At 67.2% G+C, this 25,391-nt stretch carries 27 protein-coding genes; 7 read left to right on the plus strand and 20 right to left on the minus strand.

Features of this window, described 5'->3' with window-relative positions; genetic code table 11:
• Window positions 1-35 precede the first annotated feature (35 nt).
• The 4 genes from APZ15_RS20535 to APZ15_RS20550 form a co-directional block, all read right to left on the minus strand.
• Window positions 36-704, minus strand: coding sequence for an OmpA/MotB family protein (locus tag APZ15_RS20535; RefSeq protein WP_027790961.1), 669 nt, complete (start codon window positions 702-704; stop codon window positions 36-38).
• Between the two features lie 39 nt (window positions 705-743).
• On the minus strand, window positions 744-1,508 hold the full coding sequence (locus APZ15_RS20540; RefSeq protein ID WP_027790960.1) for a flagellar motor protein: 765 nt from the start codon (window positions 1,506-1,508) through the stop codon (window positions 744-746).
• Between the two features lie 14 nt (window positions 1,509-1,522).
• On the minus strand, window positions 1,523-2,767 hold the full coding sequence (locus APZ15_RS20545) for a Crp/Fnr family transcriptional regulator (protein WP_027790959.1): 1,245 nt from the start codon (window positions 2,765-2,767) through the stop codon (window positions 1,523-1,525).
• 237 nt (window positions 2,768-3,004) lie between these two features.
• Window positions 3,005-3,667, minus strand: coding sequence for a glutathione S-transferase family protein (locus APZ15_RS20550; RefSeq protein ID WP_027790958.1), 663 nt, complete (start codon window positions 3,665-3,667; stop codon window positions 3,005-3,007).
• A gap of 277 nt (window positions 3,668-3,944) precedes the next feature.
• On the opposite strand from APZ15_RS20550, the gene APZ15_RS20555 reads away from it, so the two are divergent.
• Window positions 3,945-5,309 carry a polyhydroxyalkanoate depolymerase gene (locus APZ15_RS20555; protein ID WP_027790957.1) on the plus strand — a complete coding sequence of 455 codons (1,365 nt, stop codon included), beginning with the start codon at window positions 3,945-3,947 and terminating at the stop codon, window positions 5,307-5,309.
• 106 nt (window positions 5,310-5,415) lie between these two features.
• Here APZ15_RS20555 and APZ15_RS20560 read toward each other — a convergent pair whose 3' ends face one another.
• From APZ15_RS20560 to kdpA, 12 genes are all read right to left on the minus strand, one after another.
• Complete coding sequence (locus APZ15_RS20560; protein ID WP_027790956.1) at window positions 5,416-5,883, minus strand: DUF3761 domain-containing protein; 468 nt, start codon at window positions 5,881-5,883, stop codon at window positions 5,416-5,418.
• Window positions 5,884-5,944: 61 nt separating this feature from the next.
• The gene (locus tag APZ15_RS41800) at window positions 5,945-6,082 is read right to left on the minus strand and encodes an HHHH-motif protein (RefSeq protein ID WP_021157327.1); all 138 of its coding nucleotides are present in this window, start codon (window positions 6,080-6,082) and stop codon (window positions 5,945-5,947) included.
• A 334-nt stretch (window positions 6,083-6,416) separates the two neighbouring features.
• Entirely contained in the window at window positions 6,417-6,851 is a 435-nt protein-coding gene (locus APZ15_RS20565) for a cupin domain-containing protein (RefSeq protein WP_027790955.1), read from the minus strand.
• A gap of 74 nt (window positions 6,852-6,925) precedes the next feature.
• Window positions 6,926-7,693, minus strand: coding sequence for an ABC transporter ATP-binding protein (locus APZ15_RS20570; protein ID WP_027790954.1), 768 nt, complete (start codon window positions 7,691-7,693; stop codon window positions 6,926-6,928).
• 33 nt (window positions 7,694-7,726) lie between these two features.
• Window positions 7,727-8,440, minus strand: coding sequence for an ABC transporter permease (locus APZ15_RS20575; protein WP_011355969.1), 714 nt, complete (start codon window positions 8,438-8,440; stop codon window positions 7,727-7,729).
• Window positions 8,437-9,126 carry an ABC transporter permease gene (locus tag APZ15_RS20580; RefSeq protein ID WP_027790953.1) on the minus strand — a complete coding sequence of 230 codons (690 nt, stop codon included), beginning with the start codon at window positions 9,124-9,126 and terminating at the stop codon, window positions 8,437-8,439. The genes APZ15_RS20575 and APZ15_RS20580 overlap by 4 nt, the downstream gene beginning before the upstream one ends.
• 175 nt (window positions 9,127-9,301) lie before the next feature.
• The gene (locus APZ15_RS20585; RefSeq protein ID WP_027790952.1) at window positions 9,302-10,075 is read right to left on the minus strand and encodes an ABC transporter substrate-binding protein; all 774 of its coding nucleotides are present in this window, start codon (window positions 10,073-10,075) and stop codon (window positions 9,302-9,304) included.
• A gap of 300 nt (window positions 10,076-10,375) precedes the next feature.
• The gene (locus tag APZ15_RS20590; protein ID WP_027790951.1) at window positions 10,376-11,128 is read right to left on the minus strand and encodes a response regulator; all 753 of its coding nucleotides are present in this window, start codon (window positions 11,126-11,128) and stop codon (window positions 10,376-10,378) included.
• The gene (locus tag APZ15_RS20595; protein ID WP_027790950.1) at window positions 11,125-12,831 is read right to left on the minus strand and encodes a DUF4118 domain-containing protein; all 1,707 of its coding nucleotides are present in this window, start codon (window positions 12,829-12,831) and stop codon (window positions 11,125-11,127) included. The genes APZ15_RS20590 and APZ15_RS20595 overlap by 4 nt, the downstream gene beginning before the upstream one ends.
• Window positions 12,832-12,911: 80 nt before the next feature.
• On the minus strand, window positions 12,912-14,936 hold the full coding sequence (gene kdpB / locus APZ15_RS20600) for a potassium-transporting ATPase subunit KdpB (protein WP_034196136.1): 2,025 nt from the start codon (window positions 14,934-14,936) through the stop codon (window positions 12,912-12,914).
• An 83-nt stretch (window positions 14,937-15,019) separates the two neighbouring features.
• Window positions 15,020-15,718, minus strand: coding sequence for a potassium-transporting ATPase subunit KdpC (gene kdpC, locus APZ15_RS20605; RefSeq protein ID WP_027790948.1), 699 nt, complete (start codon window positions 15,716-15,718; stop codon window positions 15,020-15,022).
• A 10-nt stretch (window positions 15,719-15,728) separates the two neighbouring features.
• Window positions 15,729-17,432: a potassium-transporting ATPase subunit KdpA gene (gene kdpA / locus APZ15_RS20610; RefSeq protein WP_034196025.1), complete on the minus strand. Its 1,704-nt coding sequence runs from the start codon at window positions 17,430-17,432 to the stop codon at window positions 15,729-15,731.
• Here kdpA and APZ15_RS42825 point away from each other — a divergent pair.
• From APZ15_RS42825 to hutC, 4 genes are all read left to right on the plus strand, one after another.
• Window positions 17,431-17,778 (plus strand): hypothetical protein, encoded by a 348-nt coding sequence (locus APZ15_RS42825; RefSeq protein WP_230952147.1) that lies wholly within the window; start codon window positions 17,431-17,433, stop codon window positions 17,776-17,778. The genes kdpA and APZ15_RS42825 overlap by 2 nt on opposite strands.
• 207 nt (window positions 17,779-17,985) lie before the next feature.
• On the plus strand, window positions 17,986-18,300 hold the full coding sequence (locus APZ15_RS20615) for a hypothetical protein (protein WP_080981915.1): 315 nt from the start codon (window positions 17,986-17,988) through the stop codon (window positions 18,298-18,300).
• A gap of 114 nt (window positions 18,301-18,414) precedes the next feature.
• On the plus strand, window positions 18,415-19,542 hold the full coding sequence (locus APZ15_RS20620; protein WP_027790945.1) for a porin: 1,128 nt from the start codon (window positions 18,415-18,417) through the stop codon (window positions 19,540-19,542).
• A gap of 182 nt (window positions 19,543-19,724) precedes the next feature.
• Window positions 19,725-20,420 carry a histidine utilization repressor gene (hutC, locus tag APZ15_RS20625; RefSeq protein ID WP_027790944.1) on the plus strand — a complete coding sequence of 232 codons (696 nt, stop codon included), beginning with the start codon at window positions 19,725-19,727 and terminating at the stop codon, window positions 20,418-20,420.
• 15 nt (window positions 20,421-20,435) lie between these two features.
• Here hutC and APZ15_RS20630 read toward each other — a convergent pair whose 3' ends face one another.
• Complete coding sequence (locus APZ15_RS20630) at window positions 20,436-21,677, minus strand: glycosyltransferase (RefSeq protein WP_027790943.1); 1,242 nt, start codon at window positions 21,675-21,677, stop codon at window positions 20,436-20,438.
• 94 nt (window positions 21,678-21,771) lie between these two features.
• Between APZ15_RS20630 and APZ15_RS20635 the strand changes: the two genes are divergently transcribed.
• Together APZ15_RS20635 and APZ15_RS20640 are read left to right on the plus strand one after the other, a co-directional pair.
• A complete protein-coding gene (locus APZ15_RS20635) occupies window positions 21,772-22,392 on the plus strand; it encodes a TetR/AcrR family transcriptional regulator (RefSeq protein ID WP_027790942.1) in 621 nt (206 codons plus the stop codon).
• Between the two features lie 250 nt (window positions 22,393-22,642).
• Window positions 22,643-22,996, plus strand: a complete 354-nt coding sequence (locus APZ15_RS20640; RefSeq protein ID WP_027790941.1) for a hypothetical protein — start codon at window positions 22,643-22,645, stop codon at window positions 22,994-22,996.
• Between the two features lie 37 nt (window positions 22,997-23,033).
• Here APZ15_RS20640 and APZ15_RS20645 read toward each other — a convergent pair whose 3' ends face one another.
• The 3 genes from APZ15_RS20645 to APZ15_RS20655 form a co-directional block, all read right to left on the minus strand.
• Window positions 23,034-23,879, minus strand: coding sequence for an alpha/beta fold hydrolase (locus APZ15_RS20645; protein WP_027790940.1), 846 nt, complete (start codon window positions 23,877-23,879; stop codon window positions 23,034-23,036).
• A 109-nt stretch (window positions 23,880-23,988) separates the two neighbouring features.
• Window positions 23,989-24,906, minus strand: coding sequence for a LysR family transcriptional regulator (locus tag APZ15_RS20650; RefSeq protein WP_021157347.1), 918 nt, complete (start codon window positions 24,904-24,906; stop codon window positions 23,989-23,991).
• Between the two features lie 185 nt (window positions 24,907-25,091).
• The gene (locus tag APZ15_RS20655) at window positions 25,092-25,337 is read right to left on the minus strand and encodes a DUF3717 domain-containing protein (protein WP_027790939.1); all 246 of its coding nucleotides are present in this window, start codon (window positions 25,335-25,337) and stop codon (window positions 25,092-25,094) included.
• Window positions 25,338-25,391: the final 54 nt, after the last annotated feature.

A 25,391-nucleotide genomic window follows, 5' to 3' on the forward strand; every position in this document is an offset into this window, starting at 1 on the left:
TGGCCGGCCGCCTGTCGACTCGCGATCAGCGCAAATCAGTATGCGACGAAGATCGTGACGCGCCGGTTTCGCGCCCGCGAAGCCGCATCGTCGCCCGCGACGAGCGGCTGCGTATCGGCCCGCCCGATCGCCGCCAGGCGATGCGGCGCCACGCCGCGCTCGGTCAGGTAGCGCACGACGCTCCCCGCACGCGCCGACGACAGCTCCCAGTTCGATTCGTATTTCGCGTTTGCGATCGGCAGGCTGTCGGTATGCCCTTCGACGAGGATGTCTCCGGTCGCGTGCTCGCTCAGCGCCTGCGCAATCTGGTTCAGCACCGGCGACGAATCAGGCAGCAAGCGCGCATCGCCGACGTTGAACAGGATCTTCGCGTCGATGCCGATCTCGACACCATGCGGCGCCTTCACGAGCGAAATCCGGCCGTTCGACTTCAACGAATCGAGCAACGCGAGCCACGGCGGCGCATGGTCGGGCGTAGCCGCATCGGCAGCACTCGCGGCACCGCCAGCCTGCCGCGCAAGCGTCTGGTACCGCGCGTCGAGCGCGTTGTATTTCGCGAGCTGGAGCACGTACAACGCGAGGAACAGCACCATCAGCGTCGTGATGAGATCCGCGTACGAAATCAGCCAGCGGCCGGACTGCGCGCCTTCGACTTCGTGGTCGTCGCGATCGGCGGCGGAGGCACCGTCAGTTCGAGCAGTCATGCGATTGGAAATCCCGGTTGGTCGTCCGACACACGCGCGTCACGCAAGCGATTCCACCGCGCGCCCGCGCACGTCGCCGGTCAGGCGCGTTTCGATCGTATGCGGCGATTCCTTGCGCGATATCGCCAGGAAACCGTCGAGATACAGCTTGCGAAACCGCAGCTCGCTGTCGATCTGCGCACGCAGCTTGCCGTAAAGCGGCAGGAACACGAGGTTCGCGAACGCCAGCCCGTACAGCGTCGCGATGAACGCGACCGCGATGCCCGGCCCGAGCTGCGCCGGTTCGAGCATGTGGCTCGTCACCTGCACGAGCCCGAGCACCGACCCGAGAATGCCGAACGTCGGCGCATATCCACCCGCCTGCTGCCACACGCGCGCGGCCGCCAGGCGGCTGCGTTCGTACGCATCGAGTTCGCGCTGCAACGCGTCCTCGAGCACGGCGGTCGACACGCCGTTCGCCAGCAGTTCGAGCCCGCGGCGCGCGAACGGATGGATGCCGCTCACGTCCATCGATTCGAACGCGAGCAGCCCGTCGAGCTTCGCGCGGTCGCCCCATTCGAGCAGGTCGGACAGGTTCTTGCGATCGACCTCGCGCGCCCGCACGAACGCGAGCCGCAACTGTTTCACCGCGTCGAAGAAGCGTGCCCAGGTGTTCTGGATCATCACCGCGCCGAGCGTGCCGCCGAGCACGATGACGAGGGCCTCGAACTGGAACAGCATCGGGAAATGCCCGCCCTCGAGCGCGAAACCGAACACGATCGCCGCGCCGCCCAACACCACACCGGCCAGGGTCAACAGATCCATGCGCGCCCCCTTGGTCATGCATCCGATGCCGATGCGACGGGCGCAGTGCCCGCCGCCGGCGCCTTCGCCGCGCGAACGGCATCCAGCACGCGCCGCTCGATGTCCTCGATCTCGACCGGATCGAGCTTGAGCTCGCGACGCATCACCCACGACACCTCGTTGCGCCGCGCCTCGGTCATCACGGAGAACAGCTTGTCGGCCACCGCGCGATCGTCGAGATTCGCGATCAGCTTCGCGAGATCGTAGGTGTCGAACGCGCTGATGACGTCGAACAGCGTGCGCTGGTCGATCCACACGAGATCCTCCAGCGCGCGCACGTCGCCGCCGCGACGCGCGTTGCGCCGCGAGAAGTACGCGACGCCCTTCTGCTCGACGTAACTGAGCACCTTCGATTTGCGGAACGCGAACACTTCGTCGGCAATCTCGCCGTTCGACAGCTTGTTGAGCAGCATCGTCTTCTCGACGCCGATCAGCGATTCGAGATCGGCGAGCTCGATGAGCTCGAGTTCGCTGTTGATCGACAGGTCGAGATCGTGATCGGCCACCTGTTGCGCGCGATCGATCACGCGCGCGGCGTCGAACGTGACGACCTGGCGCGCATCCGACGACGCCGCATAATCGGCCGCCCCGCCGGCGTGGTCCGCCTGTGCTGCTTCGATCGTGACGAGATTGAGCTTCTCCATGCGTCGCAGCATCGCGAGCACGTGCGGCCGCGAGTGGCCGGCGATCGCACGGCATTTGCGGATCACTTCGGCGAGCGGCACCGACGTTTCGGCCGCATGCGCCTGCATCGGCCGGCGCGTCCACGCGTCGCCGGTTTCGCGCGCATCGGCGCCCGCCATCAGCGCCAGCACATGCGCATACGACAGCACGCCCGGCATGAAGTCGGCATGCGTATAGGTCGCGAGCTGGTCGTCCTTGCGCTTCACGCGGCGGATCATCGTGCGCACGATATGACGCAGCAGCGCCGACACACGCTCGATTTCCTCGTCGAGCATGCCGGCCGGCACGACCGTCAGCTGACAGAATGAAAGCGCCTTCGCGGTATGGGCACGCGGCTCGGCCGCGAGCAACGCCGATTCACCGAAGAACTCGCCCCGACCGAGCGTCGCGACGACGACGCGCTTGTCGTCGCATCGCGTGGACAGTTCGACCTTGCCGTCGGTGATCAGAAAGATGACGGGCTCGCCCGCAACACCCTCGGAATAAATGATTTCCCCGGGCGCCGCCGTACGCGTCCACGATTGCTGACGATTCAAGTCGATTCCCCTGCTGCGCTGATTGTTGCGGACTGCGCGTCGCACGTCGGAAGCATGCGATCGCGAGTCGTCCCCGTGACTCGTTTACGTCATCGCGCTCAACATCCTTTAGGGCATTCGTCCTCGCTTCGAACCGAAATCAAGGTAAAACGTTTGCGCGTTACGCCGCCGGATCGAAACGTTCGTTTCGATGCCGGTGCGTGTAGTGCAATTGAAAGCGACGTGCGATCCCGCGCGTCAGAACTCCATGTCGAGTTCGTCGATGTCTTCGTGCTCCGCCTTCGCCGCATCGATCCACTCCGCCACGAACGGATGCGCGAGCACCTGCATGCAGTACTCGGCGATATCGGGCTCCAGCTTCACGTCGTAGGTCAGGAAGCGCGTGACGACCGGCGCATACATCGCGTCGGCAATCCCGATCTCCGCGCCGAACAGCCAGGGGCCGCCGTACGCGGCCAGGCACTCGCGCCAGATCGTCACGATCCGCTCGATGTCGTGCTGTGCGCGCGACCAGATCCGGAAGCCGGGGAAATGCGCGCGCAGGTTCATCGGCAACGCGGATCGCAATGCGCTGAAACCGGAATGCATCTCGCCGCAGATCGACCGGCAATGCGCGCGCGCTCGCCGGTCTTCGGGCAGCAGCCGCGCCTGCGGCCGGATCTCGTTCAGGTATTCGGCGATCGCGAGCGTGTCCCACACCGTGTTGCCGTCGTGCGTCAGGCACGGCACGAGAATCGACGGCGACAGCAGCAGCAACTCCGCGCGCGACGCGGCATCGATCGGCACGCTGACCGTCTCGAACACGAGCCCGCTCAGCTTCGCGAGCAGCCAGCCGCGCATCGACCACGACGAGTAATTGCGGCTGCTGATGGTCAGCGTCGTCTGTCCGGTGACTTCCATGTCGCTCCCCTGTCCAAAACCGTTCGTGCCCCTGCACCGAAAACGGACGCCACGCGGCTCACCCGCACCATGCCGGTGCCGCGGATTCGCCGAACCGGCGCGGCAACGCACGCTGTCGCGGCGCCAGACCGGCGCCGCAACGCATCGCACGCGGCTGCCGGTTCTCGCGTGCCGCCTGCGGCGCCGCGCTTCCGAACCGCGTGCAACGCGCGTGCCAGCCACGGGCTGGCACATGGCTTGCCTCGTTCGATGCAACGCGGCACAACGAGCAAAGGCCATGAATCTGCTTGCCTATCCGTTCTATCAATGGTCTGCCGAATGCGTGCGCCCCGCGCGCGCATGGGCCGCGGCCGCCCGCGCGACGATGTCGCTGTGGCCGCCCTCCACCGCGACGCCGACCGGCCGCATGCTCGACGCGCTGTGCGAACTGCTCGAATGCTGCGCGTTCTCGCACCGGCGTCCGCCGTTCGGCATCGCTTCGATCGTCGTCGACGGCAAAACGGTGCCGATCGTCGAGGAAGCCGCCGCGGCCACCCCGTTCGGCACGCTGCTGCATTTCCGCAAGGCGCTGCCGGTCGCGCCCCAGCCGCGTGTGCTGATCGTCGCGCCGATGTCCGGGCATTTCGCGACGCTGTTGCGCGGCACCGTGCATACGATGCTGGCCGACCACGACGTGTACATCACCGACTGGCACAACCCGCGCGACATCCCGCTGACGGCCGGACGGTTCGGCTTCGACGAATACGTCATGCACGTGATCGACTTCATCCGCCAGATCGGGCCGGACGCGCACGTGCTCGCGGTCTGCCAGCCGACCGTCGCCGCGCTCGCGGCGGTCGCGCTGATGGCCGCCGGCGGCGATCCGGCGCAGCCCGCGAGCCTGACGCTGATGGCGGGGCCGATCGACTGCCGCGTGAATCCGACCAAGGTCAACGCGCTCGCGACGAGCCAGCCGATCGAATGGTTCGCGCGGAACCTGATCAGCGTCGTGCCGGCGGGCTTCGTCGGCGCGCAACGATGCGTGTATCCGGGTTTCGTGCAGGTCGGCGCGTTCATGTCGATGAATCCCGATCGCCACGCGGCGTCGTTTGCCGACCTGTATTACGAGCGCGCAAAAGGCGACCCGGCGAAAGCCGACACGCTGCGGCACTTCTACGACGAATACTTCGCCACCGCCGATCTCACCGCGGAGTTCTATCTGGAAACGGTCGAGAAGGTGTTCCAGCAATACGCGCTCGCGCGCGGCGAGCTGACGGTCGGCGACCGGCTCGTCGAGCCGGCGGCGATTCATCGCACCGCGCTGTTGACGATCGAGGGCGAGAAGGACGATATCTGCGCGGTCGGCCAGACGGTCGCCGCGCAAGAGCTGTGTTCGGGATTGCCGTCGTACCTGAAGACGCACCACGTGCAGACCGGGGCGGGCCACTACGGCGTGTTCAACGGCAGCCGCTGGGAAACGCAGATCTATCCGATCGTGCGCGCGACGATCCATGACAACGAGCCGTACGATCGCACCGCGGGCGCGGAAGGCGACGCGGACGGCACGCACTACGTGACGCTGCGCGCGCTGCTAGACGCGCGCGCAGCGGCGCACGACGGCGCGACCGATACGACCGCCGCGGCGTCGGATCAAGCCCGCTGAAACCGGACGGCGCTGAAAACGAATCGCCCCGCCGAGGTTGGCGGGGCGTGAGTGGCCGCAGCGTGCGGACGACGCGCGAGGAAGCGGGCTCGCGCGTCGGCCTGCGTTACGAACAGGCCTTGCCGTGCGACGCGTGGTAGCCCTTCGCCTTGGCATCGGCTTCCGACATGTAGCTGCCGTGCTTCGTCTTGCCGTAATACTTGTCGGTCGAGCAGTGATAGACCTTCGTGCTGTCGTTGACCCACACCTTGCCCGGGCCTCCGCCCGGCGCTGCCGCCGCGGTCGTCGCGGCCGCGCTCTTCGCCGGCGCGGTGCCGGATGCAGCGGCAGCGGAGGCCGCCGTTGCCGGCGCCGCGGCCGGTGCGCTCGCGGCTGCCGCCGACGAGGCGCCGTACCAGGTCTTCACGCCCTTGTGGCCCGCGCATGCGCCCTTCTTCGACTCGCCCGAGTAGAACGAGCCGTCCTTGCACAGACCGGTCGTGCCGGCCGGCGCGCTGGCCGGCACCTGCGCGAACGCACCGATCGACAATCCCATGCCGGCGACCAGCGCGGCGATCAACATCGTTTTTTTCATGATCCTCTCCTGATTTGCCTGACTGAAGAATGCGTTCCGGGTCGCCCCGGAAAATTCGCGCTTACCGCACCCAGCGGCACACGCGATGGTGGTGATGATCGACGTGGCACACACGATGCGAATGCGCTTCGGCAAGCGCCGGAACAAGAACCGCACATGCCACTGCGGTAGCCGTCAGGATCTTCGCGATGCGCTTCATGAAACTCTCCCGGGTAGGTCAACCGGCGATCCGGCTGGTACCTCCTTAACGCCGGTCGTCGGCAGGCCGTGCACCGCCGCCCCGCGCAATTGACGATCTTTGACATCGCGGCGCGGCCAGCGCGTCGAAGCTGACGAATGTCTTTCTTTTCTTTCCGGATCTTCAGCTTCCCGACCGTTCGGAATTCGAAAGAACGTTGCCGGGGAAGGGGAAACGTGTCGCAGGCGTGATCGGTACGCACGGAAGTTTCCAGGAAGCGCACAACGAAAAAACCGCCCGAAGGCGGTCTGATGCAAGCGTGCGCGTGATGCGCGCCCAGGGGGCAACCGGGCAGCTACGCGCCGGCCTCCCCCCACGGCGTCGGCGGCGGCACGGCGCACGGCCCGTCGACGTCGATCGACTTGAAATCGGCGGGCCCGACGATCTCCAGGTACTCCATGTCAGGCGAGTAGTCGAACAGATAGTGGACGATCCCCGGCGCCTGATGCACGCAGTCGCCGGCCGCCACCAGCGTCTCCCGTTCGCCGTACATGAAGCGCGCCCAGCCCTTCAGCATGATCACGATATGGAACTCGGCCTCGTGACGGTGCCAGCCGGTGCCCGCCTCCGGTGCATGATTCGCCCTGACGAGTTGCGCGACGACCTTGCCGTTCGTCGCGGTCGCGATGCCGAGATCGCGATACAGGAAGAAGTCGCGCAGGCCTTCGCCGCGATACGCGGTGTCCTGCGGCTTCACATGGGAAAAAGCGGTGGTGGTCTGCTCGCTCATCGCAGTGCTCCTTCATCGAAAGGATCCCGCGTGACAAGCATTTAGCGTTCCACCCTGCACCACCGCCCGCCTGCTTACTTCAACCGCCCCGACAGGAACTGCCCGAGCCGTTCGCTTTTCGGATTCACGAGAATCTCCTGCGGATTCCCTTCCTCCTCGATCTTTCCCTGATGCAGGAAGATCACGTGATTCGACACGTTGCGCGCGAAGCCCATCTCGTGCGTGACGACGACCATCGTGCGGCCTTCCTCGGCGAGCTTCTGCATCACCTTCAGCACTTCGCCCACCAGCTCCGGATCGAGCGCCGACGTCGGCTCGTCGAACAGCATCACTTCCGGCTCCATCGCGAGCGCGCGCGCAATGGCCACGCGCTGCTGCTGGCCGCCCGACAGGTGCGACGGATACATGCCCTCGACGCGCGGTGCGAGGCCGACCTTCTCCAGGTACTTGCGCGCCCGCGCGATCGCCTCGTCCCTGCTCACCCCGAGCACGGCCATCGGCGCTTCGATCACGTTCTCGAGCACCGTCATGTGCGCCCACAGGTTGAAGTGCTGGAACACCATCGACAGCTTGGTGCGCATCCGCTGCAGTTGCTTCTGGTCGGCCACCCGCAGCGAGCCGTTGCGGTCGCGCGTGGTCTCGATCGGCTCGCTGCCGATCGTGATCTGCCCCGAGCACGGCTGCTCGAGGAAGTTGATGCAGCGCAGGAACGTGCTCTTGCCGGAGCCGCTCGAACCGATGATGCTGATCACGTCGCCGGCCTTCGCCTTCATCGACACGCCCTTCAACACCTCGTTGTCGCCGAACTTCTTGTGCAGGTTGTCAACGGTAAGCTTGTACATGCTGGGTCCTTCCTTGCGAATCTTGCGAATGCGTTAATGGCCGCGCGGCGAGAGGTACGCGAGCCAGCGCGTCTCGAGCTTGCGGAACGCCCAGATGAGCGTGAACACGACGACGGCATACAGCACGGCCGCGATGCCGTAGGCCTGGAACGACATGTACGTCGCCGAATTGACGTCGCGCGTGACCTTCAGGATGTCGGGCACGGTCGCGGTGAACGCGAGCGTCGTCGCGTGCAGCATCAGGATCACTTCGTTGCTGTAGCTCGGCAGCGAGCGGCGCAGCGCGGACGGCAGGATGATCCGCGTATAGAGCTTGAAGCGCGACATCCCGTAGGCCATGCCGGCCTCGATCTCGCCGGCCGACGTCGCCTTGATCGCGCCCGCGAAGATCTCCGTCGCATACGCGCATTCGTTCAGCACGAACGCGAGCAGCGTGCAGTTCATCGCGTTGCGGAAGAACGTGTCGAGCAGCACGTGGTTGTGCACGACCTGCAGGCTGTAGATGCCCGTGTAGCACATCAGCAGCTGCACGTAGAGCGGCGTGCCGCGGAACACGTACGTATAGAGCCACACCGGGCCCGAGATCCAGCGGTTCGACGACGCGCGCGCGATCGCGAGCGGCACGGCGAGCGCGAAGCCCAGCGCGATCGACACGACCAGCAACCACAGCGTGATCGCGAGGCCGCTGAAGCGGTAGCCGTCGGTGTAGAGATAGCTTTGCCAGTACTGGCTGACGAGTTCGATCACAGTGCGAGCCTCCGGACGCCGACGGAATAACGCTTCTCGAGGTGATGCAGCACGACGTTGGACACCGTCGTGATGGCGAGGTAGATCGCGCCTGCCGCAAGCGTGAAGAAGAAGAAATCGAGCGTGCTCTTGCCCGCGTCCTGCGACGCCTTGACGACGTCGGCGAGGCCGATGATCGACACGAGCGCGGTGGCCTTCACGAGCACCTGCCAGTTGTTGCCGATGCCGGGCAGCGCGAAGCGCATCATCTGCGGGAACAGGATGCGGCGGAACACGCGCCAGCCGCTCATCCCGTATGCGAAGCCCGCTTCGAGCTGGCCGCGCGGCACCGACAGGAACGCACCGCGGAACGTCTCGGTGAAGTACGCGCCGTAGATGAAGCCGAGCGTGATGACGCCCGCCACGAACGGGTCGATGTCGATCTGGTCCCAGCCGAGCATGTCGGTGAAGTTGTTCAGCAGGATCTGGATCCCGTAGAACAGCAGCAGCATCAGCACGAGATCCGGCACCGCGCGGATCAGCGTCGTGTAGAAGGTGCCGATCGACTTGAGCACGCGGTTCGTCGACAGCTTGGCGCTCGCACCGATGAGGCCCAGAACGAGCGACGCGGCCAGCGACAGCACCGCGAGCTTCACGGTCTCGACCGTGCCGGCCCACAGAAGCGGGCCAAATCCTTGGAAGATCATAGAAGGGATCCAGAACGAAGTGGCTGGATTGTCAATAGCCATTAACCGCGCATCAAACGATATCTGCGCACTACCTGATGCGACCCGCTCATCAAGCCGGACGCATCCCGTGAAGCGGATTGCACCCGGCAACGGATGCGGCGCGCGCCGCAAGCGATGCGCGCCGCACGGACGGTCAGCCGCCGTAGACGTCGAATGCGAAGTACTTCTTCTCGAGCTTCTTGTACGTGCCGTCCTTGATGATGTCGGCGATCGCGTGGTCGATCTTCGCCTTCAGGTCGGCGTCGTCCTTGCGCAGCCCGATGCCGGCGCCGTTGCCGAGCGTCTTCGGATCGTCGATGTCCTTGCCGGCGAAATCGAAGCTCGCGCCGCGCGGCGTCTTCAGGAAGCCGATGTCGGCCTGCACCGCGTCCTGCAGCGCCGCGTCGAGGCGGCCCGACATCAGGTCCTGGTAAACGCCGTCCTGGTTCTGGTAAGGCACGACCCGCACGCCCTTCGGCGCCCAGTACGTCTTCGCGTAGGTTTCCTGGATGGTGCCCTGCTCGACGCCGACCGACTTGCCCTTCAGCGATTCGGCCGTCGGCTGCAGGTTCGCGCCCTTCTTCGCGACGAGGCGCGTCGGCGTGTTGAACAGCTTGTCGGAGAACGCGATCTGCTCGGCACGCGCCGGCGTCATCGACATCGACGACAGCACGCCGTCGAACTTCTTCGCCTTCAGCGCGGGAATCATCCCGTCGAAGTCGTTCTCGATCCACACGCACTTCGCCTTCAGGCGGGCGCAGATCTCGTTGCCGAGATCGACGTCGAAGCCGACGACCTTGCCGCTTGCGTCCTTCGATTCGAACGGCGGATAGCTGGCGTCGACGCCGAACCGGATCGTCGACCAATCCTTGGCGTGGGCACCGACCGCGATGCAGGCGAGGGCAATACTGAGCGCGAGTTTCTTCATGACGTTCCTGTCGTGGACGAACTGGGCAAGGGTCCTGTCGGACAGCCCGCACCGGCGCGGCCGGCACGGCGCCCCGCCGTGAACCCTTCCAACCCGGGCATCGCCTCGTCCGGCGACCGCCCAAGTTGTACATACAACTTTGCCCGCGCAGGCGCACCACCAGCAATCCGTGTTTATCTCTAATTGTCGGCGGATTATGGCCGTGGGTCGCAAATTCCCTTCAATTTCAATTAATTACGAATTACATCGAGCTAAACGACAGCTTTCTCCGTGCGCAGGTTCGTGGCCGGGAGCGGGTTTTCACCTGTCTAGACCTGCCGATGCCGCATCACGCTGCCCGTCCGTCATGCCGACCGTTTCCAGACCGACCAGCCGGTAGCCGAACTGCAGTTCCGTCAACAGGTGCCGCGGGCGCGCCGGCACCGGTTCGAGCTTCTGCCGCAGGTTCGTCATGTACACGCGCACGTAGTGCGCGCGTTCCGCGTCGTGGATCCCCCACACCTCGGCCAGCAATTGCCGCGCGGCGACCACGCCGCCGCGCGCGCGAATCAGCGCGGCGAGCAGCCGGAATTCGAGGCGCGTCAGATGAACCGGCTCGCCGCCGCGGGCGACTTCGTGTTTGCCGAGATCGACGGTCACGTCGCCGAAGCGCACGATCGACGACGATTGCCCGTCGGCCGACACGAACGCCGCGCGCCGCAACTGCGCGCGCGCCCGCGCGAGCAGTTCGGGCACGCCGAACGGCTTCGGCAGGTAATCGTCCGCGCCCGCGTCGAGCGCCGCGACCTTCTCCACCTCCTGCTGCCGCGCCGACAGCACGATCACCGGCACCGTCGACCATTCGCGCAGTTCGCGGATGAACGTCTTGCCGTCGTCGTCCGGCAGCCCGAGATCGACGATCACGAGATCGGGCTTGCTGCTCGACGCGTACATCCGCGCCTCGCGGGCCGTCGACGCCTCGCAGGTGTCGAGCCCCTCCTGTTCCAGTGCCATCCGCACGAAACGGCGGATGTCCGATTCGTCCTCGACGATAAGTACGCGCGATCTGATCATGTCCGGCTCTCGTGTTCGATGTCGGGCGGCGCACCCAGTGGCAGGCGAATCTCGAACCGCGCGCCGTGCGGATCGAGCGGCACCGCGCGGATCGAGCCGCCGTGCGCGTTGACGATGCTGCGGCACAGCGCGAGCCCGAGCCCCACGCCGCTGATCGACGATTCCTTGCGCTCGCGCTCGAACGGCTCGAACAGCGGCTCGGTGTTGCGCGCGACGAAGCCGGGCCCGTCGTCCTCGACGAACACGTACAGCGTTTCGCCGAACACGCGTGCGCGCACCGCCACGGCCGCATCCGCGCCCGCGTACTTCGCCGCGTTGTCGAGCAGGTTCATCAGCACGCGCTCGATCAGCAGCGCGTCGACGTCGATCAGCGGCAGGTCGGCCGGCAGGTCGGCGCTCACGTCGCGGCCGGCCAGCACGCCGGCCGAATGCGCGAGCGCGCTGCCGACGATCTCGTCGAGCATGTGCCACTCGCGATTCAGCCGCACGCCCTCGCTCTGCATGCGCGCGAGATCGAGCAGGTTCACGACGAGCCCGTGCAGCGCCTCGGCCTGGTTGCGGATGCCGTGCGCGAGCGCGGCCGGCTGCCCGTCGGCCAGCCGCTCCGGCCGCTCCAGCGTCTCGGCGAGCCCGCGGATCGCGGTCAGCGGCGTCTTCAGGTCGTGCGACACGGCGGCGAGCAGCGCGTTGCGCAGCCGCTCGCCTTCGATCCGGACGAGCGTGTGCTGCGCAACGCCGACGTAGTGCACGCGTTCGAGCGCCATCGCGATCGACGAACACAGCGCGTCGATCAGGCGGCGATCGTCGGGGTCCGTGGGTACCGGCTGCGCGTCGCCGAACAGCACGAGCACGCCGCGCACGCGCATCGGCGCCTTCAGCGGCAGGTATTGCGCGGCCGCGCGCTCGAACGGCGGCAGCCCGCACCCGGCGCCGCGCGCATGCTCGTAGGCCCAGCGCGCGATCGGCGCTTCGACGAACGCGGCGTGCGGCGCCGGCATCAGACGGTCGTCCGCATCGGGCAGCACGAGCGCGACGCGCACGCCGAGCAGCGGCGCGATCGTGCCGGTGCAGATCGATGCGATCTGTTCGGTTTCGATCGCCGCCGACAGGTCGTGCGCGACACGCGCGAGCGCGGCCGAGCGCTTCTCGTTCGCGCGCGCGGCCCGCGCCTCCGCGCGCAGGCGTGCCGCGAGCTGGCCGATCGCGAGCGCGACGGCGAGCATCAGTGCGAACGTGAACACGTACTGCGTATCGGACACCGCGAACGACAGCCTCGGCTCGACGAAGAAGAAGTCGAAGCAGCCGACGCAGACGAACGCGGCCCACGCACCGGCTAGCCGGCCGAGCCGCAGCGCGATCAGCACGACGGTCATCAGGAACAGCATCACGACGTTCGACAGGTCGAACACGCGCAGCAGCGCGCTCGCCGCCAGCGTCGCCAGCGCGCACACGAGCGTGGCGAGCAGCAGCGGCACCGCGTACTGCGACACCCACGCATGCGTGCGCGGGTGCGCCTCGCGCACGGCCAGCGCCGGCCGCGTATCGGGCCCCGCGCCCGCGATGCGGTCGGCCAGCGCCGCGCACGCGCGCAGCACGGCTCGCCAGCGGTCGCGGCGCGCGCCGGCCCCGCTGCGGCGGGCAGCGGTGTCCCGCCGCCCCGTTGCCCGTCGATGCGCATCCTTCACGTTCACATTCACATCCATGATCGCTTCCGGCAATTGAAACGCCGAACGGCCCCGCGCACGCCGCGAAGGCGTGAGCGGGGCCGCGACGGCGCGTTCGGTCAGATAAACGGCGTCAGCAGCATGTCGATCAGCTTGATGCCGATGAACGGTGCAACGATTCCGCCCACGCCGTAGATCAGCAGATTGCGCCCCAGCAGCTTCCCGGCCGGTTCCGCGCGATACTTCACGCCCTTCAGCGCGAGCGGGATCAGCGCGACGATGATCAGCGCATTGAAGATCACCGCCGACAGGATCGCCGACGTCGGGCTGTGCAGGCCCATCACGTTCAGCGCGCCGAGCGCCGGATAGGTCGCGACGAACGCGGCCGGGATGATCGCGAAATACTTCGCGAGATCGTTGGCGACGCTGAACGTGGTCAGCGCGCCGCGCGTCATGATCATCTGCTTGCCGACCTCGACCACCTGCATCAGCTTCGTCGGGTTGCTGTCGAGGTCGACCATGTTGGCCGCCTCCTTCGCCGCCTGCGTGCCGCTGTGCATCGCGACGGCCACGTCGGCCTGCGCGAGTGCGGGCGCGTCGTTGGTGCCATCGCCCGTCATCGCGACGAGATGGCCCTTCGCCTGGTGCTCGCGGATCAGCCGCAGCTTGTCCTCGGGCGTCGCTTCGGCCAGGTAGTCGTCGACGCCGGCTTCCGCCGCGATCGCCGCCGCGGTGAGGCGGTTGTCGCCGGTGATCATCACGGTCTTCACGCCGACCTTGCGCAACTCGGCGAAGCGCGCGGCGATCCCGTGCTTGACGATGTCCTTCAGCTCGATCGCGCCGAGCACGCGGGCGCCGTCGGCGACGACGAGCGGCGTGCCGCCGCGCCGCGCGATTTCGTTGACGGCCGTCTCGACCGCCTGCGGAAACGCACCGCCGAGCGCATCGACGTGCGCGCGGATCGCCGACGCCGCGCCCTTGCGCACCTGCCGCCCGCCGATATCGAGGCCGCTCATCCGCGTGCGCGCGCTGAACGGCACGGCAAAACCGCCGTCGATCGGCTTGCCCTCCAGCGAGAACCGCTGTTTCGCGAGCGCGACGATCGAACGCCCTTCGGGCGTCTCGTCGGCAAGCGACGACAGCTGCGCGGCCTCGGCCAGCGCACGCTCGTCCACGCCCGGCGCCGGCCGGAACTGCACGGCCTCGCGGTTGCCGAGCGTGATCGTGCCGGTCTTGTCGAGCAGCAGCACGTCGACGTCGCCGGCCGCCTCGATCGCGCGGCCCGACGTCGCGAGCACGTTCGCGCGCATCATGCGGCTCATCCCCGCGATGCCGATCGCCGACAGCAGCGCGCCGATCGTCGTCGGGATCAGGCAGACGAGCAGCGCGATCAGCACGGTCAGGCTCACCGCCGAACCCGACGCGTTCAGCAGCACGCTGAACTGCGAGAACGGCAGCAGCGTCGCGCACACGAGCAGGAAGATGATCGTCAGCGCGACGAGCAGGATCGTCAGCGCGACTTCGTTCGGCGTCTTGCCGCGCTTCGCGCCCTCGACCATCGCGATCATCCGGTCGAGAAAGGCCTCGCCCGGCTGCGCGGTGATCTTCACGACGATCCAGTCGGACAGCACGCGCGTGCCGCCCGTCACCGACGAGAAATCGCCGCCCGACTCGCGGATCACGGGCGCGGATTCGCCGGTGATCGCCGATTCGTCGACCGACGCGACGCCGTCAATCACTTCGCCGTCGGCGGGAATCGTGTCGCCGGCCTCGACGAGCACGATGCTGCCGGCCGCGAGTTCGTCGCTCGGCACGCGATGGCTGGTGCTGCCGTACCGCTTCGGCTCGTCGAGCACCTTCGCATACACGCGCTTGCGCGCCGCACGCAGGGCGTCGGCCTGCGCCTTGCCGCGCCCTTCGGCCAGCGCCTCGGCCGCGTTCGCGAACAGCACGGTGAACCACAGCCAGCACGCGACCGCGAAGATGAAGCCGGCCGGCGCATCGCCCGCGCCGGTCAGCGCCTGCAGCCACAGCACGGTCGTGACGATGCTGCCGAGATAGACGACGAACATCACGGGATTCTTCAACTGCACGCGCGGCGCGAGCTTGCGGAAGGCCTCGCGCAGCACGGCCGTCCGGCGCATCGGCGGCACGGCGCCGACCGGGAGCGCCGCCGGATTGATCGGGGTTTCGATATGGGACATGAGTGACTCCGTGGTTCCTGCCATTACTTCGCGCCGGCCGCCTGGCCGAATGCGCGATCCAGCGCGAGGTTCAGGTCGAGCACGCGCACGCGCGGTTCGCCGAGCACGCCGAGCTGGCGCGGCGATGCGATGCGTTCGACCAGCGCCGCGACCTGTGCGGCATCGACGCCGCGTGCCTGCGCGACGCGTGCCGCCTGCAGCCGCGCGTTCGCCACCGAGATCTCGGGATCGAGCCCCGATGCCGACGCGGTCACGGCATCCGCCGGTACCGGCGTGCCGGCGGCGAGCGCGTTCTCCTGCCGGTATGCGCGTACCCGCTGCGCGATATCCGCGAGCAGCTTCCTGCTGGTTGCCCCCTGGTTGCTGGCGCCGCTGCCGGCCGCGTTGTACGGCTGTTCGACCGTCTTCGACGGATCGGCCGGATCGGTGCCGGTCGTCGCGCTCGGCCGCCCGTGGAAGTAGCCGGCCCGCGTGAAGGACTGCCCGATCACCGTCGAGCCGATCGTCGTGCCGTTGCGCTCCACGAGACTGCCGCGCGCCTGCGACGGGAACAGCACGTTCGCGACGCCCGTGGTGAGCAGCGGATACGCGATGCCCGTGACGAGCATGAACAGCACCGACGATGCGATCACGGGCCGCACGAGGCCGCGCGTCGCCGCGCCGAACGAAGAACCGGGTGCCGGCGCGGCGGCGGCCGCTGCCTGGCGATTGCCTTGCATCATGATGTTTTCCTCAGAACAGTTGGCCGCCCGACATCAGCAGGTGCTCGACGACCGGGCCGAGCGCGAGCGCGGGCAGGAACGTGAGACCGCCGACGACCAGGATCACGAAGACCAGCAGGCCGGCGAACAGGCCCGTCGACGTCGACAGCGTGCCCGCGCTTTCCGGCACGCTCTTCTTCGCGGCGAGGCTGCCCGCGACCGCGAGCATCGGCAGCAGCGTCAGGTAGCGGCCGATCAGCATCGCGAAGCCGATCGTCGTGTTGAAGAACGGCGTGTTCGCGTTCAGGCCCGCGAACGCGGAGCCGTTGTTGGCGGTGCCCGACGTGTACGCGTACAGCACTTCGCTGAAGCCGTGCGGGCCGAGGTTCGCGAGGCTGTCCATCGTCGAGTGCAGCATCGCGGCCAGCGCGGTGAAGCCGAGGATGCTGAACGGATGCGCGAGCACCGCGAGCATCACGAGCTTCATCTCGCGCGCCTCGATCTTCTTGCCGAGGAATTCCGGCGTGCGCCCGATCATCATCCCGACCAGGAACACCGTGAGGATCGCGAACGTGAACAGGTTGATCAGCCCGACGCCGTCGCCGCCGAACACGTTGTTCAGCATCATCTGCGCGATCGGCACGAGGCCGCCGAGCGGCGTCAGCGAGTCGTGCATCGCGTCGACCGAGCCGGTGGTCGCGGCGGTCGTGACGGTGGCGAACAGGCTCGTCTGCGCGATGCCGAAGCGCATCTCCTTGCCTTCCATGTTGCCGCCCGGCTGCGCGGCGCTCATCTGCTGGTCGACGCCGAGCCCGGCCACGAGCGGATTGCCGTGCTGCTCGGCCGAATAGATCACGGCCAGGAAGCCGACGAACATCACGACGAACGCACCGAGGATCACCCAGCCCTGGCGACGCCGGCCGATCATCGTGCCGAGCGTGTACGTCAGCGCGGACGGAATCAGCAGCATCGACAGCATGTGCAGCGTGTTGGTGAGCGGCGTCGGGTTCTCGAACGGATGCGCGGCGTTCATGCTGAAGAAGCCGCCGCCGTTCGTGCCGATGTGCTTGATCGATTCGAGGCTGGCAACGGGCCCCGTCACGATCTGCTGGCGCGCGCCTTCGAGCGTGGTCGCCCACGCATCGGACGCGAGCGTCTGCGGCATGCCCTGCCACACGTACACGAGCGCCATCGCGAAGCTGAGCGGCAGCAGCACACGATAGGTCACGCGCGTGAAGTCGACCCAGTAATTGCCGATGTCCGCCGCGCTCTTGCGGCTCAGCCCGCGGATGAAGCCGCCCGCGGCCGCGATGCCGGTCGCCGCGCTGGCCACCATCAGGAACGTGATGACGGCCATCTGCGAGAAGTTCGACAGGCTGCTCTCGCCCGCATACGCCTGCCAGTTCGTGTTCGTGATGAACGACGCGGCGGTGTTGAACGCGAGGTCCGGGCTTTGCGCGGCGCGCTGCAGTGCATCGAACGGCAGCGTGTCCTGGATGCGCAGCAGCAGATAACCGAGCAGCATCATCCCGGCATTGCCGAGCAGCAGCACCATGCCGTAGCGCTGCCACGACATCGCTTCGTCGGGATTCACGCCGAGCAGCGCATAGGTACGGCGTTCGACCCACGCGTGGCGCGGGCTCGTAAAGGCGTGCGCGAGCCATTTCCCGACGACGGGCACCAGCGCCAGCATGATCGCGAGAACGATCGCGAATTGAATGAGATTGTTGAACATGTCGACGCTCGCTCAGATCCGGTCAAGGCCGGTGATGAAACCGGCCGTCAAGGCAAAGAACGCGAGCGTGAACAGAATGAAAAGCAGATCGCTCATGACATCCACCGATATTTTTCGAATTCCTGTTGAATCGCGCCGATCAATACCGCTCGGGTTTGATCAATGCATGAAACAGATAGATAAAGAGCGCGAGCGACAGCGCGCCGGTGATCCACAACATGGCTTTCCCCTTTTTTCATATGCGCGGCGACACCGCGCGATCGTCGGCGTGGCGGGCCTTGCCTTGCCGGCGCAGGCCCGCGTGACGCCCCCATGCTCGTCTGGCGAATGGGATGCGACAGTGTAGAAATCCGCGTATCAAAGCGGTGTTCAATTTCTTTACAAGGAATAAAAAAGCTGTAAAGACGAAAGCCGGCCGACGGGCATTTTTATGCGTTCTTTTCAGGGCCCGCGCGAGTCTATACACCGTATCGTCACCGCGATTCCTAGAATGGGCGGCATGTCCAAGACGAGATCTCCGCGGTGCGGAGCACGATGCGACCGGGGTGCCAGCATGAAACCGACCAGAACCGAAACCGCCGCTTCACGCGCTCTGCCGCCCGTTCGTTCGCGGCGCCGGTACCCTGCCGACGAACGCGTGCTGCTGTCGATCCGCGTCGAATCCGACAACCTCGCCGTCGTGCGGCGCCTGCTGCACCAGGCGGTCGGCGCCGCGCTCAATTTCTACACGGCCGCTATCGACAAGCGCACCGGGCGCGCCTGCATCGAGCTCGAGGTCGCACGGTCGCAGGCATCGCCGGCCATCCTGTCGATCCTCCGCCTGCTGCCGGCCGCCGAGTTCGGCACGATCCGCCTGTTGCAGCACTAGCGGCCTCCCCTTTTCAACGATTCATCGATTCATCGATTCGAACGCGTGTTCCGGCGCGAACGCGCGACGAATCGTCGTTCCCGTCGCGACGGGCCTTTCCAGGAAGCACTCGCAATGAAAAAAGCAGTCGTCGGTACCCTTTCCCTCGCATTCTTCGGCGCCGCCGCGCATGCGCAAAGCAGCGTCACGCTCTACGGGATGCTGGATGCGGGCATCGCCTATACGAACAACCAGTCGGGCAAGAGCGCGTGGCAGCAAGGCAGTGGCCTGCTGTCGAATACGGTCTTCGGCCTGAGCGGCAACGAGGATCTCGGCGGCGGCCTGCATGCGCTGTTCCGCCTCGAGAACGGCTTCAACCTGAACAACGGCACGCAGTCCTACCGGAACACGATGTTCGGCCGCCGCGCGTACGTCGGCCTGCAGAGCGACCGGTACGGTGCGGTGACGCTCGGCCGCCAATACGATGCCGTGGTCGACTACCTCGGCCCGCTCGCGATGGCGAACAACGGCGACGGCAACAATCTCGCGTCGCATCCGTTCGACAACGACAACATCGACGATTCGTTCTACATCGACAACGCGGTGAAATATACGAGCCCGACGCTCGCCGGCTGGCAGTTCGGCGGCCTGTACGGGTTCAGCAACGCGGCCGGCGGCTTCGCGAACAACCGCGCGTACAGCGCGGGCATGTCGTATGCGAACGGGCCGGTCAGCCTCGGCGCCGCGTACCTGCAGCTCAACCGCGGCGGGCTGACGGCCGGCGGCGCGCTGTCGACGAACGACGGCCCGAACTTCCCGGCCGTGCGCCAGCGCGTGATGGGCGCGGGCGGCAGCTACGCCTTCGACCGGCTGACGGTCGGCGCGCTGTGGACGCACTCGATGTTCGACGAAACGGCCGCGTCGTCGCTGCCCGGCGCGCTGAACGCGCTGCGCTTCGACAACTTCGAAGTCAACGCGCGCTACACGCTGACGCCGGCCGTCTCGTTCGCGAGCGCCTATACGTTCACCGATGGCCGCTACGACGACGCCACCGGCAGCCACCGGCCGAAATGGCACCAGGTGACGCTGATGGCCGACTACGCGCTGAGCAAGCGCACCGACGTGTATGCGGAGACGGTCTACCAGCACCAGTTCGGCGTGCCGTCGGGCGCGACGCTCGGCTTCGCGAACGTGACGGGGCTCGCGGCTTCGTCGACCAACACGCAGGTGGTCGCGACGGTCGGCATCCGGCATCGGTTCTGACCGCGCGCGGACTGCCGCGGGCCGGCCGCTCTGTGCAATCCCGCATGGACGCGCGCCGGCCGAACAGGGATCATTCGGGAAATCCGGGCCCGCACGCCCGCGAAACCGGTACACTCGGCGCCGGGCGCGCGCCGGATCGGCATTCGGCGGCGGGCCGCCGCCGACTCTGGAACCGTGATCCCATGACCACACCGATCTATCAGGAAATCAAGGACTTCATCCTCGCGCGCATTCATGCCGGCGAATGGGCGAAAGGCGACCAGGTGCCATCGGAGAACGAACTCGCGCGCGAATTCAACGTCGCGCGGATGACCGTGAACCGCGCACTGCGCGAACTGACCGCCGAGCAGGTGCTCACGCGCACGCGCGGCTCCGGCACGTACGTCGCGTCGCCGAAGTACGAATCGACGCTCGTCGCGATCCGCAGCATCTCGGACGAAGTCGCCGCGCGCGGCCACGGCTATCGCGCGCAGGTGCTGCTGGTCGGCGCGGCCGTTGCCGACGCGAAGCTCGCCGACGAACTGCAGCTCGACACCGGCAGCCCGATCTTCCATTCACGCGTGCTGCACTTCGAGAACGACACGCCCGTGCAGCTCGAGGAACGCTGGGTCAATCCGGCCTGCGCGCCCGAATACGCGTTGCAGGACTTCACGACGACGACGCCGAACCAGTACCTGACGCGCGTCGCGCCGCTGCAGCGCGTCGAATACCGGATCGAGGCCGCGATGCCCGACGCCGAAACACGCCGCCACCTGACGATGGACGACCGCGAGCCGTGCCTGCTGCTGCATCGACGCACGTGGTCGCAAGGGATGGTCGCGTCGGTCGCCAACCTGTGGCACCCGGGCAGCCGCTATCGCTTCACCGGGCATTTCTGACGTCGACGCGCGGGCTCACCGCGCGCCCGGCCGTCCCCGGCGCTCGATCGCACTGACGGCCAGCGTCAGGCCTTCGTCCCGCGCGATGCGTGCGCCGAGTTCCGTTGCGCGCGCCTTCGTGTCGCCGCGCTCCGCGAACGCAATGGCCCGCGCAAGCGCGGCGGCGTCCACGCGCCGCCCCGCGACCGGCGCATCCGCGACGCCGAGCCGCTGCAGCCGGTTCGCCCAGAAGAACTGATCGCCCGCGAACGGCACGACGACGGACGGAATGCCGGCCCGCGCAGCCGAATGCGTGGTGCCCGACCCGCCATGATGGATCGCCATCGACACACGCGGGAACAGCCGGTCATGCGGCGTATCGCCGATCACATGAACGTGCGCGGGCAGCATCGACGCGTCGATACCGCTCCAGCCCGGATGGAACAGCGCACGCCGGCCGGCGAGCGCGCGCACGAGCGCATCGGCCATCCCGGCGCGATCGAAACCGGCCATGCTGCCGAAACCGATGTACACGGGGGGATCGCCCGCGTCGAGAAACGCCGCGAGATCAGGCGGCGGTTCCCATTCACGGGCATCGATTCGCCACTGGCCGCAAGCCAGCGCCTGCGACGGCCAGTCGGCCGGGCCCGACAGCAGTGCCGGCGACACGCCGTACAGCATCGGGTGATCGGTCCACACCCGCCTGCGCGGCGGCAACCCGCACACGCTCGCGCGCGCCGCGTTCGTCGACTGCCTGAACGCCTGCCACAACAGCGCGTTCACGAACCGGTGGCTCGCGCGGTTCAGCCAGCGCGGCACCTTCTGCGGCGGCAGGAACGGCGATGCGAATGCCGCGGTGGGCGTAATCGGGATCATGCCGGCGCCGATCGCCGGCACGCCGCGATACTCGGCAACCGACAAGCCGACGAACGATACGAGCCCCGACACGAGGATCGCATCGCACCCGGCCGACGCATCCGCGACCTGCCGCATCCACGCGGCCGTGTTCGCGTTGGCGATCGCCGCGAGCGCCTTCGACGTGTCGTTGAAGCCGCCGCGCCCGCGCACCGCATCGGCCAATGCGCCCTCCGGCGCAATCGCACGGCGGATATCGCCGGACAACGCCGCCGACGGCACGCCGAGCACGGCGGCCGAGCCGAGCGTCGCCGCGTCGGCCAGCAGCCGGACGTCATGGCCGGCATCGATCAGCGCACGGCCGAGCGCCGCGAGCGGGCGCGTGTCGCCTTCGGTGCCGTAGGTGGCGATGACGAGTTTCATGCGTGACTCCTTGCGCCCGACGGAGGCAGGTGGATTCATAAAAGTGCACGTCGTATACTAATGCAATTCGTACACTTTTATCCGATCCCTCGCCATGCCGACTCCGACCGACGATCCGGGCCGCCGCGCGCGCAAGCGCATCCAGATGCTCGCGCACCTCGCCGCCACCGGCGCACGCCTGTTCGACGCGCACGGTTACGATGCCGTCACGATGGAGCAGATCGCCGCGCAGGCCGATGTCGCGAAGCGCACGCTGTACAACCACTTTGCGACGAAGGAAGCCGTGCTCGCGCACTGGCTCGAAGGTGAACTCGCGCGCGATCTCGCCCATCTGCAGCGCGATGTCGCGCGGCGCAAGACGTTCGTGTCGCGCATCGGCTGCGTGCTCGATGCATCGGCCGCGTGGTGCGAGCAGCATCCCGCGTACCTGCTCGCGTATCTGCGCCATCGCTTCCTGAGCATCGGCGTGGCCGAACCGGAAAGCGGCAACGAGAGCGGCAGCGATATCGCGCTCGTGTGGCAGCAGCTGATCGCAGCCGGGCAGCAATCAGGCGAACTGAACGGCACGCTGCGGGCCGACCAGCTCGCGACGTGGTTCCATCACCTCTATCTCGCGGCGATGCTGCGCTGGCTGACCGTGCCGGGCCTGTCGCTGAAACGGGAGTTCCAGGCGGTCGCGAAGCTGTTTGTCGAAGGCGCGGAAGCGAAACGCTGAACGGCGCCGGTGATGCATCGAGCGACGCAGAACCGGCCAGCGCAGCGCATCCGGTGAATACGGTGCGATAGCCGCGTCGCGCGGCGCATATGCATTTTTACGACGAACGCATGCATCGCATGCCAAATTTCCCGCGCGGCAGTATGCTGGCGACGTACGGCTGCGCACGACGCCTCGGGTAATCCCTGTATCGGCACATCGTCGCGCGGCCGTCGCGACCGCAATCATGCGTTGCAAGGAGGGATTCGTGATGGCAACCACGCATCAGCACTTCCACCTCGAACTACGGCACGCCACCGCGCCGACCTATTTCATCAGCTACCTGTTTCCCGCCTTGCTGTTCGTCTACGAACTGCTGCGCGTCGGCCAATGGATCCGCGATCACGGGATGCAGTTCGGCGCGTTCAAGCAGATGGGTTACGAGTATCTGCTGATGCTGCTGTTCGTCGGGCTGCAGATCCTCGTCGAGGCGATCTTCCTGCTCGGCGCCGCGATGCGCCGCGACAATCGCGACTTCGAGCACCGGCTGCCGAACGTGATCCTCGGGATCGGCTGTTCGATCGCGTTGCTCGCGATCGACCTCGCGATCCAGCTCGCCTTCTGAGGGCCGGCGGGCCCGCGCCCGCCGACGGCAGCCGCGCTCAGGCGAGCGCGTCGCGCAGGAACGTCGCGATGGCGGCCAGCACGTCGTCGGTCCGCTCGCGGTGCGGCATGTGCCCGCATCGGCCGAGCAACAGATACGACGACGGCCCCGCGACGCGCGCGGCGATCCGCTTCGGATGCACGTCGGATCCGTATTCGTCGTCTTCGCCGTGAATCGCGAGCGTCGCGCATTGCACGCGCGGCAGATCGTCGTCGAGACTCCAGTGGCGAAACGCGGGCGACAGCCACGTGTCGACCCACGCGCGCAGCACCCATTCGGCCTTGTCGCCGTGATAACGCGCGAGCCGGTCGAGCTGGCCCGGCTCGTCGAACTGCTGCCCCGCGTCGCGAATGCCGGCCAGCGTGCGATCCTCGACGAACGCCTGCGCGGCGATCGTCACGAGCGCACGGCAACGCGCCGGATAGGCGGCGGCACACCCGACCGCCATCCCGCCGCCGACGCTGTGCCCCAACGCGACGAACGCGTCGACATCGAGTTGGTCGAGCAATGCCGCGAACGCATGATCGGCCTCGTCGCGCACGAACGTCGTGCCGAGCTTCCCCGGGTGCCGATCCGAACGGCCGAAACCGAGGCGGTCGTAGGCGATCACGTCGCGCTGCGTGGCGCTCGCGAGCTGCGCGGGGAAGTCGCGCCACAGGTCGACGCAGCCGAGCGAATCGTGCAGCAGCACGATCGGTGCGGCCGGCTTAGGTGCGGCCGGCATAGGTGCGGCCGGCTCGCCCGTACCCGCTGCCCGTTGCGCCGGGCCGCCGCGCCAGCGTTTCGCAAAGAGGCGCCCTTGCGGCGTCTCGACGGTTGTCTCCTCGATCGGAATGTCGGTCATGTGCCTGTCGTCTGCATGAAAGCGGCCGCACCTCGGCGGCCTTGCCGGATCCGGTGATGTTGGCCCGCGCCCGCGCACAGCGTCAAGCAAGCCCCCACCGCCCGCGCGTTCATTCGGGCTGCGGCGGCAGATACTCCATCTGCGCCTCGTCGTACAGCCGGTAGATCAGCGCCTGCATCGCGCGGATGTCCTCCGATTCGTCGAGCATCCGCATGCTCATGATGATCGGCGACACGAGGTTCGGATCGTCGAGCGGCTTGTAGCTGATGTCGTCGCGCTTCAGCCCGTACACGCTGTGCGGCACCACCGACACGCCCTCGCCCATCGCGACGAGGCCGAGCGCGATCTGCAGTTCGCGCGTCTCGTAGATCTTGCGCGGCTGCAGCGCGCGATCGTGAAAGGCCGCGAGCACCTGGTCCGCATAACTCGGGCGCGGCGCCTTCGGAAAGATGATCAGCGTGTCGTTCACGAGATCGTGCAGCGACAGCACGGGCTTCGCGCTGTCGAGCACATGGCCGACCGGCAGCGCGACGATCATCCGCTCCTCGCGCAGCACGACGCGTCGCACGCTCGGGTCCTCGTGACGGATGCGCCCGAACCCGACGTCGATGCGCCCTTCCTTCAGCGCCTTGATCTGGTCCATCGTCGACATCTCGTGCAGGCTCAGCTCGACGGCCGGATACTCGCTGCGAAAGCGCCGGATGATCTTCGGCAGCATCCCGTACAGCGTCGAGCCGACGAAGCCGACCGACATGCTGCGTTCGATCTTGCCGACCCGCTTCGTCATCGATTCGAGCTCGGTCGTCTGTGCGAGCAGCTGCACCGCGTGCGAATAGAAGAAGCGCCCCGCGTCGGTCAGCTTCAGCGGCCGCGCGTTGCGCTCGAACAGCGGCACGCCGAGCGCTTCCTCGAGCTGCTGGATCTGCCGGCTCAGCGGCGGCTGCGCGATATGCAGCCGTTCGGCCGCCCGCGTGAAATTCCGCTCCTCGGCAACCGCGACGAAGTAGCGGAGGTGTCTCAACTCCATGTTCGATGTCTCCCGGACAGCGATCCGGCGGTCAACCCTGGCCGGACGATGTCGTCACGATACCGCAGGCGGCACAATTCGCCACACGCGGCCCCGGCGCCGTGCCGCCCAAAGCAAAACGGGAAGCCCGCGAGCTTCCCGTTGCCTGATCGGCGCCGCGGCACGGCGGCGTCACGCGCCGTCCGTCACACCTCGGTCGCGTAGAGCGCGTCGCGCTGCGCGTCGCTCAGCGAGTCGAGCGGCACGTCCGGCAGCTGGTAGCAGATCATCGTGCCGTACAGCTCCGCGAGGCAATTGCTGCCGGCGTCGAGCGCGTAGTCGTCCTCGCCGTCGGGCGCCGGCGGGTACACTTCGCGCCACGCGTTGATCGCGGCTTCGATTCGCACGATGGAAACGGGTCCGGCCTTCCGCTCGGCGGGTGATGCGCTCATGGATTCCTCTGGGTTGCGCGCTCCGCGGGCCGTATCGGCCCGGATGGAACGATG

The organism is Burkholderia cepacia ATCC 25416 (genome assembly GCF_001411495.1).
Classification (GTDB): Bacteria; Pseudomonadota; Gammaproteobacteria; order Burkholderiales; family Burkholderiaceae; genus Burkholderia; species Burkholderia cepacia.

Bases quoted from the DNA above. Each gene is read 5' to 3' on its own strand.
- APZ15_RS20580 (WP_027790953.1), bottom strand. From the start codon at position 9,126: ATGATCTTCCAAGGATTTGGCCCGCTTCTGTGGGCCGGCACGGTCGAG.
- APZ15_RS20540 (WP_027790960.1), bottom strand. From the start codon at position 1,508: ATGGATCTGTTGACCCTGGCCGGTGTGGTGTTGGGCGGCGCGGCGATC.
- APZ15_RS20570 (WP_027790954.1), bottom strand. From the start codon at position 7,693: ATGTACAAGCTTACCGTTGACAACCTGCACAAGAAGTTCGGCGACAAC.
- APZ15_RS20595 (WP_027790950.1), bottom strand. From the start codon at position 12,831: ATGGATGTGAATGTGAACGTGAAGGATGCGCATCGACGGGCAACGGGG.
- APZ15_RS20585 (WP_027790952.1), bottom strand. From the start codon at position 10,075: ATGAAGAAACTCGCGCTCAGTATTGCCCTCGCCTGCATCGCGGTCGGT.
- APZ15_RS20590 (WP_027790951.1), bottom strand. From the start codon at position 11,128: ATGATCAGATCGCGCGTACTTATCGTCGAGGACGAATCGGACATCCGC.
- APZ15_RS20615 (WP_080981915.1), top strand. From the start codon at position 17,986: ATGAAACCGACCAGAACCGAAACCGCCGCTTCACGCGCTCTGCCGCCC.
- APZ15_RS20550 (WP_027790958.1), bottom strand. From the start codon at position 3,667: ATGGAAGTCACCGGACAGACGACGCTGACCATCAGCAGCCGCAATTAC.
- APZ15_RS20650 (WP_021157347.1), bottom strand. From the start codon at position 24,906: ATGGAGTTGAGACACCTCCGCTACTTCGTCGCGGTTGCCGAGGAGCGG.
- APZ15_RS20555 (WP_027790957.1), top strand. From the start codon at position 3,945: ATGAATCTGCTTGCCTATCCGTTCTATCAATGGTCTGCCGAATGCGTG.
- APZ15_RS42825 (WP_230952147.1), top strand. From the start codon at position 17,431: ATGTCGACGCTCGCTCAGATCCGGTCAAGGCCGGTGATGAAACCGGCC.
- APZ15_RS20560 (WP_027790956.1), bottom strand. From the start codon at position 5,883: ATGAAAAAAACGATGTTGATCGCCGCGCTGGTCGCCGGCATGGGATTG.
- APZ15_RS20565 (WP_027790955.1), bottom strand. From the start codon at position 6,851: ATGAGCGAGCAGACCACCACCGCTTTTTCCCATGTGAAGCCGCAGGAC.
- APZ15_RS20640 (WP_027790941.1), top strand. From the start codon at position 22,643: ATGGCAACCACGCATCAGCACTTCCACCTCGAACTACGGCACGCCACC.
- APZ15_RS20535 (WP_027790961.1), bottom strand. From the start codon at position 704: ATGACTGCTCGAACTGACGGTGCCTCCGCCGCCGATCGCGACGACCAC.
- kdpB (WP_034196136.1), bottom strand. From the start codon at position 14,936: ATGCGCCGGACGGCCGTGCTGCGCGAGGCCTTCCGCAAGCTCGCGCCG.
- kdpA (WP_034196025.1), bottom strand. From the start codon at position 17,432: ATGTTCAACAATCTCATTCAATTCGCGATCGTTCTCGCGATCATGCTG.
- APZ15_RS41800 (WP_021157327.1), bottom strand. From the start codon at position 6,082: ATGAAGCGCATCGCGAAGATCCTGACGGCTACCGCAGTGGCATGTGCG.
- kdpC (WP_027790948.1), bottom strand. From the start codon at position 15,718: ATGATGCAAGGCAATCGCCAGGCAGCGGCCGCCGCCGCGCCGGCACCC.
- hutC (WP_027790944.1), top strand. From the start codon at position 19,725: ATGACCACACCGATCTATCAGGAAATCAAGGACTTCATCCTCGCGCGC.
- APZ15_RS20620 (WP_027790945.1), top strand. From the start codon at position 18,415: ATGAAAAAAGCAGTCGTCGGTACCCTTTCCCTCGCATTCTTCGGCGCC.
- APZ15_RS20655 (WP_027790939.1), bottom strand. From the start codon at position 25,337: ATGAGCGCATCACCCGCCGAGCGGAAGGCCGGACCCGTTTCCATCGTG.
- APZ15_RS20630 (WP_027790943.1), bottom strand. From the start codon at position 21,677: ATGAAACTCGTCATCGCCACCTACGGCACCGAAGGCGACACGCGCCCG.
- APZ15_RS20645 (WP_027790940.1), bottom strand. From the start codon at position 23,879: ATGACCGACATTCCGATCGAGGAGACAACCGTCGAGACGCCGCAAGGG.
- APZ15_RS20635 (WP_027790942.1), top strand. From the start codon at position 21,772: ATGCCGACTCCGACCGACGATCCGGGCCGCCGCGCGCGCAAGCGCATC.